The sequence below is a fragment of the Listeria valentina genome, assembly GCF_011800755.1.
GTDB classification, from domain to species: Bacteria; Bacillota; Bacilli; order Lactobacillales; family Listeriaceae; genus Listeria; species Listeria valentina.
In genome coordinates, this window is record NZ_JAATJW010000063.1 from 1 (window position 1) to 13,584 (window position 13,584).

The 13,584-nt window shown below is 37.8% G+C and carries 20 protein-coding genes and 1 pseudogene; 20 read left to right on the top strand and 1 reads right to left on the bottom strand.

Annotated elements, in window-relative coordinates; translation table 11 throughout:
* Positions 1 to 146: 146 nt before the first annotated feature.
* Positions 147 to 344 carry a hypothetical protein gene (locus HCK02_RS11440; RefSeq protein WP_167630245.1) on the top strand — a complete coding sequence of 66 codons (198 nt, stop codon included), beginning with the start codon at positions 147 to 149 and terminating at the stop codon, positions 342 to 344.
* 14 nt (positions 345 to 358) lie between these two features.
* Positions 359 to 508: a hypothetical protein gene (locus HCK02_RS11445; protein ID WP_167630243.1), complete on the top strand. Its 150-nt coding sequence runs from the start codon at positions 359 to 361 to the stop codon at positions 506 to 508.
* Here HCK02_RS11445 and HCK02_RS11450 read toward each other — a convergent pair.
* Positions 505 to 729, bottom strand: a complete 225-nt coding sequence (locus HCK02_RS11450) for a DUF2188 domain-containing protein (RefSeq protein WP_167630246.1) — start codon at positions 727 to 729, stop codon at positions 505 to 507. The genes HCK02_RS11445 and HCK02_RS11450 overlap by 4 nt on opposite strands.
* A gap of 92 nt (positions 730 to 821) precedes the next feature.
* On the opposite strand from HCK02_RS11450, the gene HCK02_RS11455 reads away from it, so the two are divergent.
* From HCK02_RS11455 to HCK02_RS11535, 18 genes and pseudogenes are all read left to right on the top strand, one after another.
* Complete coding sequence (locus HCK02_RS11455) at positions 822 to 1,037, top strand: hypothetical protein (protein WP_167630247.1); 216 nt, start codon at positions 822 to 824, stop codon at positions 1,035 to 1,037.
* Between the two features lie 17 nt (positions 1,038 to 1,054).
* The gene (locus HCK02_RS11460; protein WP_246215590.1) at positions 1,055 to 1,225 is read left to right on the top strand and encodes a hypothetical protein; all 171 of its coding nucleotides are present in this window, start codon (positions 1,055 to 1,057) and stop codon (positions 1,223 to 1,225) included.
* Positions 1,226 to 1,322: 97 nt separating this feature from the next.
* The gene (terS, locus tag HCK02_RS11465) at positions 1,323 to 2,096 is read left to right on the top strand and encodes a phage terminase small subunit (RefSeq protein ID WP_167630248.1); all 774 of its coding nucleotides are present in this window, start codon (positions 1,323 to 1,325) and stop codon (positions 2,094 to 2,096) included.
* Positions 2,032 to 3,351 carry a PBSX family phage terminase large subunit gene (locus HCK02_RS11470; protein WP_167630249.1) on the top strand — a complete coding sequence of 440 codons (1,320 nt, stop codon included), beginning with the start codon at positions 2,032 to 2,034 and terminating at the stop codon, positions 3,349 to 3,351. The genes terS and HCK02_RS11470 overlap by 65 nt, the downstream gene beginning before the upstream one ends.
* A gap of 12 nt (positions 3,352 to 3,363) precedes the next feature.
* Positions 3,364 to 4,899: a hypothetical protein gene (locus HCK02_RS11475; RefSeq protein WP_167630250.1), complete on the top strand. Its 1,536-nt coding sequence runs from the start codon at positions 3,364 to 3,366 to the stop codon at positions 4,897 to 4,899.
* Between the two features lie 2 nt (positions 4,900 to 4,901).
* Positions 4,902 to 5,945: a phage minor capsid protein gene (locus tag HCK02_RS11480; RefSeq protein WP_167630251.1), complete on the top strand. Its 1,044-nt coding sequence runs from the start codon at positions 4,902 to 4,904 to the stop codon at positions 5,943 to 5,945.
* A gap of 79 nt (positions 5,946 to 6,024) precedes the next feature.
* Positions 6,025 to 6,579, top strand: coding sequence for a hypothetical protein (locus HCK02_RS11485; RefSeq protein ID WP_167630252.1), 555 nt, complete (start codon positions 6,025 to 6,027; stop codon positions 6,577 to 6,579).
* 14 nt (positions 6,580 to 6,593) lie between these two features.
* The gene (locus tag HCK02_RS11490; protein WP_167630253.1) at positions 6,594 to 7,484 is read left to right on the top strand and encodes a hypothetical protein; all 891 of its coding nucleotides are present in this window, start codon (positions 6,594 to 6,596) and stop codon (positions 7,482 to 7,484) included.
* A 12-nt stretch (positions 7,485 to 7,496) separates the two neighbouring features.
* Positions 7,497 to 7,676: a hypothetical protein gene (locus HCK02_RS11495; RefSeq protein ID WP_167630244.1), complete on the top strand. Its 180-nt coding sequence runs from the start codon at positions 7,497 to 7,499 to the stop codon at positions 7,674 to 7,676.
* 9 nt (positions 7,677 to 7,685) lie between these two features.
* A complete protein-coding gene (locus HCK02_RS11500) occupies positions 7,686 to 8,051 on the top strand; it encodes a head-tail connector protein (protein ID WP_167630254.1) in 366 nt (121 codons plus the stop codon).
* Complete coding sequence (locus HCK02_RS11505; RefSeq protein WP_167630255.1) at positions 8,041 to 8,403, top strand: hypothetical protein; 363 nt, start codon at positions 8,041 to 8,043, stop codon at positions 8,401 to 8,403. Before HCK02_RS11500 ends, HCK02_RS11505 begins: the two co-directional genes overlap by 11 nt.
* Positions 8,393 to 8,710 carry an HK97 gp10 family phage protein gene (locus HCK02_RS11510; RefSeq protein ID WP_167630256.1) on the top strand — a complete coding sequence of 106 codons (318 nt, stop codon included), beginning with the start codon at positions 8,393 to 8,395 and terminating at the stop codon, positions 8,708 to 8,710. Before HCK02_RS11505 ends, HCK02_RS11510 begins: the two co-directional genes overlap by 11 nt.
* On the top strand, positions 8,707 to 9,078 hold the full coding sequence (locus HCK02_RS11515; protein ID WP_167630257.1) for a hypothetical protein: 372 nt from the start codon (positions 8,707 to 8,709) through the stop codon (positions 9,076 to 9,078). Before HCK02_RS11510 ends, HCK02_RS11515 begins: the two co-directional genes overlap by 4 nt.
* Before the next feature lie 4 nt (positions 9,079 to 9,082).
* Positions 9,083 to 9,514, top strand: coding sequence for a phage tail tube protein (locus tag HCK02_RS14125; RefSeq protein ID WP_246215591.1), 432 nt, complete (start codon positions 9,083 to 9,085; stop codon positions 9,512 to 9,514).
* A complete protein-coding gene (locus HCK02_RS14130; RefSeq protein ID WP_246215592.1) occupies positions 9,507 to 9,773 on the top strand; it encodes an Ig-like domain-containing protein in 267 nt (88 codons plus the stop codon). Before HCK02_RS14125 ends, HCK02_RS14130 begins: the two co-directional genes overlap by 8 nt.
* Before the next feature lie 48 nt (positions 9,774 to 9,821).
* The gene (locus HCK02_RS11525) at positions 9,822 to 10,190 is read left to right on the top strand and encodes a hypothetical protein (RefSeq protein WP_167630258.1); all 369 of its coding nucleotides are present in this window, start codon (positions 9,822 to 9,824) and stop codon (positions 10,188 to 10,190) included.
* Positions 10,191 to 10,204: 14 nt separating this feature from the next.
* Positions 10,205 to 10,534, top strand: a pseudogene (locus HCK02_RS11530) (Gp15 family bacteriophage protein); the annotation flags it as partial.
* Positions 10,518 to 13,517, top strand: a complete 3,000-nt coding sequence (locus tag HCK02_RS11535) for a phage tail tape measure protein (protein WP_167630259.1) — start codon at positions 10,518 to 10,520, stop codon at positions 13,515 to 13,517. The pseudogene HCK02_RS11530 and the gene HCK02_RS11535, both read left to right, overlap by 17 nt.
* Positions 13,518 to 13,584: the final 67 nt, after the last annotated feature.

Genomic DNA, 13,584 nt, shown 5'->3' on the forward strand with positions numbered 1-13,584 from the left:
TCTATGTTAATAATAGTAGAAGCAATCCTTCTCTTTTTTTCCATATTTGAAGTTTTTGTAATGATAAAATTGATTAATAAGATTAAATAAACAATAAAGTCCTCCCTCGAGGGCTTTTTATTATGTTTAAAAGCGAGGTTATGAGAATGATTGGTGATAAGGAACTAGTACTTTTAAAAAAATATGTTGATGAAGGAATTGAGTTACTTTTACCAATTATTGGCATGGAACACGCTAATAAGCTAGATGAGTTGCTAGGTAAAGTTGATGAACAAGAGCAATTTAAATATAAATGTAAAGCACTATCATCTTGTATTTCAGCATTATCAAAATTGAAAATTTGAAAAGGAGTGAGAAAATGGACAACAATATTAATATTTTGAATGAAGAAAACTACACGAAATTAACAGTGGAGACAGAGAAAGGGGAAAAAGTAGCAGAAGTTACAACAACTGATGCAACTCCTGCTGAGGGTTATCGTATTAAACTTACTCCTAGGTACGATTAACCTTTTGGTGGATGAGGGTCATTACCGTGGCTGTCACGGCTTTGAATCTGTCCGTTTTTACCATGGATAAAAAGTTCAGAGTTTTGGTTGCGGGAAATTTCACGAGCATAATTTACTGCTTCTTGTTTAGTATCAGTATGCTTAGTTGCTCGTTCATTTCCGGCACCCTTTACATCCCATCCACCATTTGAATTAGGTACTACATGTTGGTTTTTGCCCATATGTATCTCACCTCCTTGCTTTTGATATGGAGTAATTTTATCATTTATCTAAAAAATGTTCACTTAATAACAAATAATAGAGGAGTGGAATAATGAACTATCTAATCATGCTAGGAAACGAAGAATATTTAACTGGTTTAAACGTTAGCGAAAATATCGAAGAAAACACAGTAAGTTCAAGTACAAAAAAAGAAGATGTGCCGAAAGAATTTATTTTTACTAATCAATCTGACGCACTCGCAACGCTTGAAGAAGTGCGCAGTCTATTCAATGGTGATGAAGGAATTAGAGTTGTTTTAGATGCTTAAGGATGGAGGGTGTTTAAATGCGTGATGTTATTCGATCAAGTATAACCGAATCAAAAGGGAAAGAGCCAGAATACAGGATTTCTGTAAATGGAAATATTTCAGAAGAAAGCTACTCTTTAGCTAGAATACATGAAATGCTTATTAAACGTACAACAGCAGTATCAGGAAAGTCATATGAGCATATTTAGAGGCACTAGATATAATTATAGGAAATATTCATGATGCCGAGAAAGAAGAATAGTTAACAAAACAAACACATGCGCTTGGAGGTGGAGTTGATGAGTCATGGAAAAGTATGAACTAGCCGAGAAAGATTATAACGATGGAATGAAATACAGGGAAATCGCTGAAAAGTACGGGGTTTCTCTCAATACTGTGAAGTCGTGGAAAAAAAGATATAACTGGTTTCGTGATAGGGGTGCACCCCATCTAAAAAGTGTGCACACAAAAGAACGAGGGGGCGCGTCTAACAGCAATAAACACGCTAAAGGGAATAAAGGTGGAGCCGCTCCAAAAGGCAATCAGAACGCTAGAACGCATGGTTTATTTGCAAAATATTTCAATGCTGAAGCTAATGAGATTATAGGCGAGTTACAGGAACAAAAGCCAGAAGATCTACTTTGGCATCAAATAGAAATACAATATGCCGCGATTATCCGCGCTCAAAAAATTATGTGGGTTAAAAATGAAAATGATGAAACTAAGGTTCAGACACAATATGGGTTTGGGGAAAGTGGCTCAGATAAGTACGAATATCAATTCGCTTGGGATAAACAGGCGAATTTTTTAAATGCTCAAAGTCGAGCTATGACAACATTAAGCAATCTTATCAAACAATTCATCAATATCACGAATGAAGATGATGAGCGCACGGCTAAACTTAGACAGATTCTGGCTACAACTGATAATATTAAAGCCCGCACAGAGCTTATTAAAGGCGCTGAGAAAGACACTTCTATGTTAAATGCGCTTATTGACGTCGTAAATGGGGGTGATGGTACTGGCAATTCTGAAATTCAGTCCAAAACAACAAGAAACGATCAGACAACCAACAACTAATATAACGCTTGAAGTTAATGAGGGAACCCCTAGATCTGGAAAGACAACCGCAGACATATTCAAAATGGCTAATTTTTACATCAACTCACCATCTAAAAACCATCTTGTCACTGCTTATAATCAAGAACAGGCTTTTAGATTGTTTATGGACGGTGACGGCTTGGGATTGATTCATATATATGGAAATCTAGCCGAAATGAAGCATGATGAGCACGGAGATCATTTACTTCTTCATTCTCCGAATGGTCCTAAGAAAATTTATTACAAGGGCGGTGGGAAAGTTAATAGTGTGGGAGCTATAACCGGTATGTCTCTAGGTTCTGTTACGTTCTTAGAAATCAATCTGCTGCATTTGGATTTTGTAAAAGAAGCATTTAGAAGAACCTATGCAGCGCCTGACCGCTTTCATTTAGCGGAACTTAATCCACCTGCACCAAGTCACCCTATTCTAACAGAAGTGTTTGACCGATACGAAAAAACAGGACGTTATAAATGGAGGCATTGGACCCCTTATGACAACCCTATTCTTGATGATAAGCGGCGTGATGAGCTTTATAACGAATTGAAGTATTCTTCTTATTTGCTACAGCGTGACTGGTACGGCAAGAGGGTTCTGCCTTCTGGAATTATTTATGAAACTTTTGACTTGGAAAAAAATATAAAATCAGAATTAAAAGGGCATCCTGTTGAGATGGTCTTTTTTGCTGATGGCGGGCAACAAGACCCTACAGTATGTCAGTGCTATATCATAACTGAACATGAAAAAAACGGTGAGTATGTCTATAAAATGAACCAGATGGCTACCTATTATCACAGTGGACGGGATACAGGCATAACTAAAGCCGGTTCCACTTACGCCGCTGAAATTATCCAATTCAAAAAGTGGTGCATGAATAAGTATAATACCCCATGCAATGAACCTATACGCGTTGACCCTGCTTGTCGCTGGTTACGTGAAGAGTTAGAAAAGCTAGGAGAGGACACACTAGGAGCAGATAACAATGCTCATGATGTGAGAGGAGCTACGAAAGGAATCGAGGTAGGCATAGAGCGTATGCAAACTCTTTTAAGTGAAAGGCGGTATCTACTATTGGAGCAGAGCAATGATTCATACGATCATTATTCTTGGTTGCAAGAAATTGGTATGTATGTGCGTGATGAAAACAGCGGAAAGCCGGTAGACAAAAATAATCATGCGATGGACACAAGTCGCTACGCTGTCAATTACTTTTATCGAAACTACGAAGCTATTTAAGGAGGTGAATATATGAGTGTATGGAGTTTGTTAACTAGATTTGTAAAAAGCGTATTTAGCAATAAAGAAGATGCTGATATTGATTTAATTCCTTCGTATTTGCCTATGATTCCGGAATCTCAAAAAGAATACTATAAAAGCGCCCATTTAACATCAATGTGGGCGAGTGGATACGTTCAAGGGATTCATAACAAGCTGATGAATTCAGGGACAGGGAATGAAATTGTTGTGGTTGGTGCTGAATACATCAGTGGCAAGCCTTTAGGTGTAAAGGTGGTAACAAGTGATAATAGCGATAAGGTCGACGAAGGACTGACTAAACAACTTAAAGAGGCATTGCGAATTGATAAGTTTGATAAAAAGAACGTGAAGATCACGGAACTTGCTGGAGGCGGTGGAGTAGCTGCCGCTAAAATAAATATTATAAACGGCATACCCAGCGTCTCTGTTCACTCTGTTGACCAATTTTGGATTGATTTTAAAAATGGGGTACCTGAACGATTCAACTTTTTTGAGGAGATTCCGAACGCGAATGCCTATGACAAGTATTTTTTAGTTGAAACTCGTGAAATTAAATCTTGGTCTAACAAAACCGGCAAAACAGCGCAAGGAGGATTCTCAACGTATTCTGTTTGTAAGATAGTTGGTGATGATGTAAAGCCAATTCAAGAAGAAGCGTTGCCGGATACAATTGCTAAACACATACGAGAAAATGAAATTCAATTAAGCAAGCCTATTTCTATTGGTCTTTCTAGTCTCGGAGCTTATCTGATTAATAACACCCCGACAAATTCACGCTTTACACATTTAGAATTAGGCGAATCTGACCTATCACACTGCATTAATTTTCTTTTTGCAGTTGATTATGTATTCACTATTTATATGCGTGAAGGTGAGAAAACAAAAACGAAAGTTGCGGCTACTGAACGCATGTTCATGAAAGAAAAGGGCAAGCGCGGTGATAAATGGAGCGTTAACGCTGATGAAGATTACTTTATGATTCTAAAAGGTTCGTTAGACCCGGGAACAACTTTGAAAGATACCTTGCAATTTATTCAAGGCGAATTTAGGGACCAAAGTTATCGTGAAACTATGGAATATTTCGCGCAAAAAGCTGTAACGAAATCTGGTTATAACCCTAATACATTTAATTTAGGAAATCGGGATGTAAAAGCAACCGAAATTTATTCTTTGCGTGATGCTACGATGCGCAAGATTGATAAAAAGAAACAGATCATACAAAACGAATACGAAGCGTTGATGTGGGATTTTCTTTATTTGCTAACTGATCGAAAATTAGATAGTAATTCTCGAATTATTGTTGAGTTTCCAGATCCAATGAGCACCAACCTAAGCGAGTTATCTTCTACTCTAAACAATATGACAAGCGCGCAAGCGATGAGTGTAGAAGAAAAAGTAAAAATGATTCATCCCAAATGGGACGATAAACAAGTGCAAGAAGAAGTTAATCGTATCTACAAAGAAAATGATATTGGAGAAGTGCCAGACCCCGAAGCAATCGGAGGCGCTGAAACTAGAGGTGGTTAACAATGGCACATAGTCATAAATCCCCCGTAGATTTTGAAAAAGAGGCTGCCATTTTGAGGGAACATTTTAGTCAGGCAGAAATTGAAATCCTTTTAATGATTAAAAAGCATTGTATGTATGGCTCAAAGAATCCCAAAAAGTGGCGCATTATTCAAGCTGTCAGAATAAATAAGTTTAAACGTGAGCTTAAAGCTTATATTAAACGTTTTAAGAGCAATTCTAAACACAAGATAGACAAATTAGTGTACAGTGTTTATCTCGATTGTATCGAAGAATATGAGCACGAAATGAAAGGGTGGTACGAAGCCAAAGAAGTTAGACAAAACGACAATGATTATTTATTTGAAAGCAATGAGCTAACTTCAATTTCTGATGATATAGCGAATAAAATGCAAAAAGGTGCACTTTCAAAGTACAAAGAGACTATAAAAAACACTGATGATGAATCAAATAACACTTTAGATTACGCTATAGCAGCTTCTCTTATAAATATTGCTGGTGATGGCATTAAGAGTGTTATAGACAATTCAGGTAGAAAGTACCGACCAGGTTCTTATTTAGAATTAGCTGGTAGAGGTGCTTTTTTTCATATTGGATTAAATGCTATGCGTCGTGTTTTAGGCGCATACGATCATGAGTTAGTTCAAGTATCAGCCCATGAGCTTTCATGCCCTAGATGTGCTCCGTGGCAAGGAGAAATACTTTCAGTTAATTACGAAAGTCGCAACTATATGTCATTACAACAAGCGGAAGATGAAGGCTTATTCCACCCGAATTGTCATCATTTCTTGTACCCATATTTTGACGGTGAAGAGACAGGAGAACCAATAGAATACGATGAAGAAGCCTACGAGGCTCAACAAAAGCAACGTTATTACGAAAGAGGTATACGCGAGTGGAAACTTAAGAACAAACTCGCAGAAGGTAAATTAAAGCCGTATACTGCTCGCAAGATTAATGAATGGGAAGATAATCTTAAACAGCATTTAGAAGATTATCCCTATCTGGTTCGTGAATTGGATAGAGAAAAAATAAAGGTGTCGTAAAGCGTCTTTTTAATTTTGCCTACCCGTCGGCAAACAATAGACGGGGATAGCTCACTCAGAGCTTTAAAAGGAGGATATTATGAGTAAGGAATTTGAACCCGTTAAGTTTGACATTCAACATTTTGCAGAAGAAGGCGAAAAAACTTTTACACAAGAAGAAGTGAACGACATTGTGAAAAGTAGAGTAGCTGACGAGAAGCGTAAGAAAGATGCTGAAATTGCGACTTTGAAAAGCGCGCACGAGTCCGAAATTGAAGCAAAAACACAAGAAATCAATCAACTTAATGAAAGTTTAAGTGGTTTTCAGGATTCAGAAAAAGCTTTGAAGAAACTCCAAAAAGAAAAAGATGGGATTGAATCACAGCTTAATGAGTATATCCAGAAAGAAGAAACCGAGGCATGGCACACAAAACTAAAAGAAAAAGGCGTTAAAGAAGAACGGTTTGAGGCATTTACTAAATTGTTTGGAGACGAAGAACGTAACGATGAGAATTTAGATAAATTGGTGGAACAGTATCCTGAATGGTTAAACAAACAGGAAGAAACCCCGCCGCCAATTGGTGCGGGATTTGACAATAATGTACCGCCAAGCTCAAACGATCCATTTCTAAAGGCGCTTAATTCTAATGATTAAAGGAGAGAGAATAAATGGCTATTAACTATGTAGATAAATATGGAAAAGAACTAGACCAAAAACTGGTATTTGGTACCTATACAAATGAATTAGAGACTAAAAACTTGCTTTGGATGGATGCCAAAACATTTAAAATCCAAACAATCACTACGACAGGGCTAAAACCACATACACGTAACAAAGGCTATAACGAAGGTTCAGTATCTAACGTGAATAAACCTTACACAATCACGTTTGACCGTGATGTTGAATTTTTTGTTGACGTAATGGATCAAGATGAAACTGGACAAGCTTTAACTGCGGCGAACGTTACAAAAGAATTTAATGCACGCCATGCAGGACCAGAAATGGACGCATACCGCTTCTCAAAACTTGCTACAAAAGCGGCTGAAAGCGGAAATGCGAAAGATGAAGAAATTACGAAAGATAATGTGTTCTTGACACTTAAAACAGCAATTCGAAAAGTGAAAAAATACGGCACGCAAAACTTGATTATGTATGTTTCGCCTGACGTAATGTTTGCACTCGAACTTTGCCCAGACTTTACACGTTCTATCACTGTTCAAAATATTGGACCTTCCTCGCTAGAAACGCGGATTACTTCCATTGACGGTGTACGTCTTGTTGAGGTAGAAGCGGAAGATCGCTTTTATGATACTTTCGATTTTACAGATGGTTATAAGCCCGCTGCGTCAGCTAAAAAATTGAACTATCTCCTTGTGAATAAAGGTTCAATCATCGGAGGAACAAAGCACGCCTCTATTTATCTTCACGCTCCGGGTGCAGTTGGCCAAGGGGATGGCTGGTTATATCAATATCGCGTATATCATGACATCTTTGTTTTGGAACAGCAAAAAGATGGTGTGATTGCGTCTACTATAGCACCCACAACGCCGAGCGAATAAGGAGGGATATTCATGATTCTGAAAAAAGATAACGCTGTTTATAACACAGAAAATGATGTTCTAATTAATCAGTTGAAAAAAGATGGTTTTGAAGAAGTAAAATCTTCAAAATCATCTAGTTCCGAAATAGTAGAAGGAAACAATGTTTCTAAGGATAAGGCAGGTTCCAAAAAGAAAAAATCAGAGAAGTAAGGTGATGAAATGATAGAATACATTACGCCTGAAGAACTCTTAGAGCTTGCAAACATTGAAATTAATGATTCTGTTAAAGTTAAACAATTAATTCGTCAAGCTTCTGTGGCTATTGATAAGGAAGTGATTCCAAATGTTATCAATGATTCAGAGGTTCCAGAAGAAATTAAACAAGCGGTGGCATGGCAATGCGAGCATTTAGAAAAGTATTCTGGTTTTATTGGCGTTGGGAGCTTTTCACTTGGAAAAATGTCAATGGGTGGTCAAGCACAAAATTCAAACAACCTTATACCAGAAGTTTCATCAAAAGTACATGATCTGCTTCTATCGAACGGTTGGTTATATGCTGGTGTAGGTGGTTATTATGAGCTTTAGATTTCCACCTATACCAGATGTATTCTTAAACACGGAAGTAGCCTTTAAAGCAATTGAGAAGAACGATTTTGGCAATGATGTTGTTAAGTCAGAGCATTCAAGTAAGTTTCGTGTTGAATCAGATAAACAGCTTATTAAAAGTGAAGAAGGTCTGATGTGGAAGCATACCATTTGTTTATTCTGCAATGATTTAGATTTTGCGGTAAACACTGGTGACAATGCTACTTTTCAACTAACAAAGTGGAAACAAGTATCAGGGAAAGTTGTGGATGTTGGAATTTTAGAAAATCCTGACGGATCAATTCACCACTATGAAATAATGTTGGGGGAAGTGATAGAACATGACCTATAAGAGCCATAAAAATCAAGTTGTTCAAATGATAAGAACGCGTGCGGTTAAAACGGCTACTGGTTTAGGAAGTGAACTTAGACAAGCCGCACTTCCAGTCACACCAATATTAACCGGTGATTTGCGGAGAAGTTCGGCATCTAAAATTGTTGAACAAAAAAGTGGGGTAGTAGCTAGAGTTTCTAGTACTGTTCCTTATGCTCGAAAGCAGTACTTTACAAATGCACGTTTGCCACGCTGGTATGAAACAGCGATAGCATACGATAAATCTAGATTAGACGCCATTTTTTTTAGAGGTATGAGACTATGATTGTGGATTTAAAACATTTGCTTGATAATTTGTTCCCAGACATGAAATTTTTAGGATTTGTTAAAGCAACTAACTTAGATTCTATGATTGTGATTGAAGAAGTTCCTATATTTCAAGATAACCAGATAACGAAACAAAGCCGAGTTCGTGAGAATATCGGTTTTTTAATTTATGACAAAAACACAGAAAAATGTAAGCAGAATTACGACACGTTAAGAGACTATTTTCTCACTACTTATCCAAGTCAGCTTGAAATTCCTAACCAAAAAGTCATTAATACAACGATTTCAAGCGGCGGGAAAGTAGATTATGATGACGACGAGCGTCTTGTATATCAGCTTACAATTTTATTTGAAAAGGAGATGTGAGCAAATGGCTACATTTGCAGTTAAACAATTAGAAGTTCTTGTAAAAGATCCAGAGGGCAGCGGAACACCAGTCCCAATTAGTGATATTGAGACGTTGGATGTTTCGTTGAATTCAAACGTTGAACAGTATAGTACCTTAGGGGAAGTATTTGAACGTGCTGTTAAAACAGGTGCGGCAATGGAGTTATCTCTTGAAGGGAAATATAATGATACAGATCCGGGTCAGATTAAGTTGCGTGAAACTTGGGACAAGGTGGGTGCACAAGCTGAAAAAACAATCACTATTAAGTACCCAAACGGAGATAGTTTTGATGTTACTGGACCGATCGGAATCAACAACTATGGCGGTGGCGGAGCAAATGATGTTGGCTCGTTTTCAGCATCTATGAATTCAAATGGAACCCCTGTTTTCGTTCCAGCTTCTCCCAGTGAATGAGCCGTCCAGCGTTACAGTGGACAGCGTTACTAAGTCGGTTGAGGTTGATAGTACTGTAAACATTACAGCGACAGTTGAGCCACCTGAAGCCGATCAAGCTGTTACTTTCTCTACTAGTGATACGTCGATTGCAACGGTTACTGCTGCAGGTGTTGTTACAGGGGTGGCGGCAGGGGCTGCAACAATTACAGTTGCTAGCAAGTCTAAGCCGACAGTAAAAGCAGAGGTAGCTGTTACGGTTACAGAAAACGAAGAATAAAATAGATTGGCTCCCTTTTGTAAGGGAGCTTTTTTAGGAGGCTTTTAGATGAGAAAAAAATCTTTTCAATTTGAAGAAAACCAGCTAACACTGCCGATCGAAGTAAATGGAAAAACACACGAAGCAGATATTAGTGCTTTAGCAGTTATCCGCTACCAAAACTTATCACGCGACTTATCTTCACTTATTGTGCTGCAAAAAGAAACGGCTGAAAATAGCGAAAATGGAGCGGAGAAGGCAGAAGAAATTCAGAAAAAAATTGAGCAGACAGAAGAACGAATGCTTGAAATTTTCTTTAACGAAGAGAGCCAAAAAGAATTGCATCCAAGCAAGCTACCACTTGAAGTATACAACGGCATTATCAACTATATTTATGAAACTATTTTCCCGGAAACGACAGAAGAAGCGGGGAAGTAAGTCAGCAGTACTATAGCGTTTTTGAAGACTATGACTTAATAGAGCCTTCCTTTTTGTCTTGCTACCAGATGAGACTGAGAACGGAGCTTAAGCAAATGACTTATGACGAATTCGTGAACTTGTTGACTAACTTAGATGGGGACACACCATTTATGAAGACGTTGCAAATAAGAATGACATCAAAAAAAGATTTACCAGAATACTTACATGCTGAAAAAACAAGGCAAAATCTTGTAATGGCTGAGCGTGGCTATTTCAAACAGGCGGAAACAACTGATGATGGATTATATAGCTTGTTAAAAGGTGAAGCAAAAGGAGTTGAAAATTGTGACAAAGGCGGGTGAAATTTATTACGATATAAAGCTAAAAGATAATGGCGTAGCTTCAAAGCTTAGCAATATCGACAGGCAAATGCAAAGAGCAGATAAAGCTGGGCAAAGAACAGCTAGAAGTATTTCTCAAGTCGGGAATCAAAAAATTTCGACGAGAAATGTTGATGTATGGGCTGATAGAGTTGAAAAAATCGGCTCAAATATCACAAATGTAGGACATCGAATGACAAAAGTTGGAACTGCAATGTCTGTGGGTTTCACATTACCTATTGTCGCCGGTCTAACAAAAGCAACACACTCTTACATGGAGTTTGATGAACAAGTAACTGAAATTAACTCACTCTTAAGAGAATCTGGTGAAACTTCAAAAGAATTTGGTGATCGTTATGACAAGATCGCGAGTTATGCCCAAAAAGCTTCAGTTAAGTATGGTGTAGCTTCTAAACAAACCCTCCACGGGATGGAAGAGATGGTAAAAAAAGGTTATGACATTAACCAAACTATGGCATCGATGCCTTCCATTTTTGATGCTGCTCGTGCTTCTGGTGATGACTTTGAAACTGTAATGTCTGTAACAACATCGACTCTTGAACAATTTGGTATGATTTCTAAAGACACAAACCAACAAATGCAGTATACACAACATGTAGCGGATACACTGACATATATTGCCGATAAGACAGCATCTGGATTTGTAGACATGGGATATGCAATGCAATATGTTGGTCCTGTTTCACACTCTTTAGGCTATTCTCTTGAAGACACGGCGGCAGCTATCGGTATACTTTCCAACCGAGGAATTGAGGGGCAAAAAGCAGGCACGGGAATGCGTGGTATGCTAACTAGTCTATTAAAACCTAGCGACAATGCAGCCGCTGCGATGAAACAAATAGGATTATCCATTCAAGATAGTAAAGGCAATATGAAAGACTTGCCAACTTTGCTAGATGACATTAACAAGGGCACTAAAGATATGACCAAAACGCAAAAAAATGCAATTTTAACCACTATTTTTGGTCGTGAGCCTTTGTCTGCCGTTAATACATTACTTGAAGCTGGTGGCGATTCATTACGTAAATATTCAAAAGGTGCTAAGGAAGCTTCTGGCTACACAAAAGAAGTGGCTGACAACATGCGCAAAGCTAAGAAGTTTAGTATCGACCAGTTTAAAGCATCCTTAGAAGTTCTTGAACAAAACGTAGGACAAAAACTGATGCCAGCGCTTACTCCGATGATTGAGTGGGCTAATGATATGATTGATAAATTTAATTCACTTGACGGCGAACAGCAACAGCAAATTCTTAAATGGATAGGAATTGCTGCGGCGGCTGGTCCAGTCCTTAGCATTAGTGGCAAGATGGTTAGTACAACGGGTAATCTTGTTACTGGATTTGCTAGATTATGGCGCTTTTTAGGCGAAGGAAGCAGTCTGCTTCCAAGCGTTGCTGGAAATATTGGAAAAACAGCAGGAGTGGCAGGAAGTGCAACGGGCGCGGTATCGGGGCTTACAGGCGCTTTTAGTGCTTGGCCAGTGGTTTTAGGTGTGGCAGGTGCTGCGTTGCTTGGTGTGGGTATCTATGCGCTAGACAAGCATATTAGCAAAATAGAAGAAAGTAGGGAACGTGTTAATAAGTGGGGCTATGATATCGGTGAACAAGCTGATAAGTCCATGACAAAATTTGACACATTTTCATCAAAAGCAAAAGCTTCTATTGATCTATTCGCTCAGGGTGCAACAGATGACTCTAAACAAATTGTTCAAGCCTTTAAAGGTATGGGAGATGAAATCATTTCGAATACTGAGAAGTCTTTGAAAGATTTTACAGATAGTTATGATGGCTATTCTGCCGCAGTTAAGAATATTTTAAAGGGATCATATGAAGAAGAGAAAAAGCAAGCTAAGGAGCGAAAGAAAGATGTTACAGCTCAACAAAATGATATAAAAAGCATTTATGAAAATGCGGCAAAAAATCATAGAAGCTTATCTTCTGAAGAATCTAAAATGGTTAACAATATTTACAAAGCCATGCAAGAGGAACAAATAGAGAGTCTTGACATCAGCAACAAGAAGAAGAAGCAAATGATTAAGGCTATGAATGGAGATGTTTCAGGTCTTAATAAACAAGCGTTGCAAGAGCAAAGCACTTATTTTAGTGAACAACTAACAGACATACAAAAAAAATATGATAAGCAAGAAAAAAGTTTAAAAAAATCATATGACAAGGGTCAAATAAATAAAAAAACATATAACGAAGCATTGAGACAACTAGATAGGGAAAGAAATGATGCCTCTTTTGCAGCAGGAAAAGCATGGGTTGAAACGACACGAAAGCTAAATGATGAGCTAGGACTTGGTACAAAAGAATCGGAAAAAATTATCAAAGCAGGTCTAAAAGAATTAGGTCTAAATTATGATGATTTTACACGAAATGTTCAAGAAAAAGCAGGAAAAGTAAAAGATGCAAGCAAGTTAATCAGTGATGGTGCTAGTGATGCAGATATTGCTTGGAAAAACTTAGTTCTAGATGAAAAAACAGGTAGAGTAAAAACAAACTTAAACGATGTGATTCGAGATTCGAGCAAATCAGAAAAAGGTTGGAACAACCTAAAATTCATTATGAAAGAAGCTAAACTGACATCAGATGCAAAAGCTGTAATCACTAATGCACTAATTGAAAACGGTAGATGGGACAAAATGACTTTCGAAGAGAAAGAACTAGTTGTTCAGTATAAAGATGCTTTGTATGTTGAGAATGCTTTGCGCGATGCGGGTGTGTGGAATAATCTTACTCTTGAACAAAAGCAAATGATCGCTAATGCTAAAACTGGAATTGGTTTGAAAACAGCTTTAATTGATATGGGGGTTTGGGACAAGGTTAGCCCTCATGTTAAGCAATTGCTTGCTGATAATAAAGACTTAATCAGCAAACTGAATTCTGGAAAGTCTTTTATTGTCGAATACAACGGGAAAAAGATTGATCTAAAAACTGGATAGATGTCAATAAAGTAGACACAAAAAGAGTAAATACTTAAAAATTTTCAAAATAAAGAGCCTCCTTTTC

Excerpts from the sequence above, each read along its gene's own strand:
- HCK02_RS11480 (WP_167630251.1), top strand. The coding sequence starts at position 4,902 with ATGGCACATAGTCATAAATCCCCCGTAGATTTTGAAAAAGAGGCTGCC.
- HCK02_RS11510 (WP_167630256.1), top strand. The coding sequence starts at position 8,393 with ATGACCTATAAGAGCCATAAAAATCAAGTTGTTCAAATGATAAGAACG.
- HCK02_RS11470 (WP_167630249.1), top strand. The coding sequence starts at position 2,032 with ATGGTACTGGCAATTCTGAAATTCAGTCCAAAACAACAAGAAACGATC.
- HCK02_RS11455 (WP_167630247.1), top strand. The coding sequence starts at position 822 with ATGAACTATCTAATCATGCTAGGAAACGAAGAATATTTAACTGGTTTA.
- HCK02_RS11505 (WP_167630255.1), top strand. The coding sequence starts at position 8,041 with ATGAGCTTTAGATTTCCACCTATACCAGATGTATTCTTAAACACGGAA.
- HCK02_RS14125 (WP_246215591.1), top strand. The coding sequence starts at position 9,083 with ATGGCTACATTTGCAGTTAAACAATTAGAAGTTCTTGTAAAAGATCCA.
- HCK02_RS11475 (WP_167630250.1), top strand. The coding sequence starts at position 3,364 with ATGAGTGTATGGAGTTTGTTAACTAGATTTGTAAAAAGCGTATTTAGC.
- HCK02_RS11445 (WP_167630243.1), top strand. The coding sequence starts at position 359 with ATGGACAACAATATTAATATTTTGAATGAAGAAAACTACACGAAATTA.
- HCK02_RS11450 (WP_167630246.1), bottom strand. The coding sequence starts at position 729 with ATGGGCAAAAACCAACATGTAGTACCTAATTCAAATGGTGGATGGGAT.
- HCK02_RS11525 (WP_167630258.1), top strand. The coding sequence starts at position 9,822 with ATGAGAAAAAAATCTTTTCAATTTGAAGAAAACCAGCTAACACTGCCG.
- HCK02_RS11500 (WP_167630254.1), top strand. The coding sequence starts at position 7,686 with ATGATAGAATACATTACGCCTGAAGAACTCTTAGAGCTTGCAAACATT.
- HCK02_RS11515 (WP_167630257.1), top strand. The coding sequence starts at position 8,707 with ATGATTGTGGATTTAAAACATTTGCTTGATAATTTGTTCCCAGACATG.
- HCK02_RS11485 (WP_167630252.1), top strand. The coding sequence starts at position 6,025 with ATGAGTAAGGAATTTGAACCCGTTAAGTTTGACATTCAACATTTTGCA.
- HCK02_RS11440 (WP_167630245.1), top strand. The coding sequence starts at position 147 with ATGATTGGTGATAAGGAACTAGTACTTTTAAAAAAATATGTTGATGAA.
- terS (WP_167630248.1), top strand. The coding sequence starts at position 1,323 with ATGGAAAAGTATGAACTAGCCGAGAAAGATTATAACGATGGAATGAAA.
- HCK02_RS11490 (WP_167630253.1), top strand. The coding sequence starts at position 6,594 with ATGGCTATTAACTATGTAGATAAATATGGAAAAGAACTAGACCAAAAA.
- HCK02_RS11495 (WP_167630244.1), top strand. The coding sequence starts at position 7,497 with ATGATTCTGAAAAAAGATAACGCTGTTTATAACACAGAAAATGATGTT.
- HCK02_RS11460 (WP_246215590.1), top strand. The coding sequence starts at position 1,055 with ATGCGTGATGTTATTCGATCAAGTATAACCGAATCAAAAGGGAAAGAG.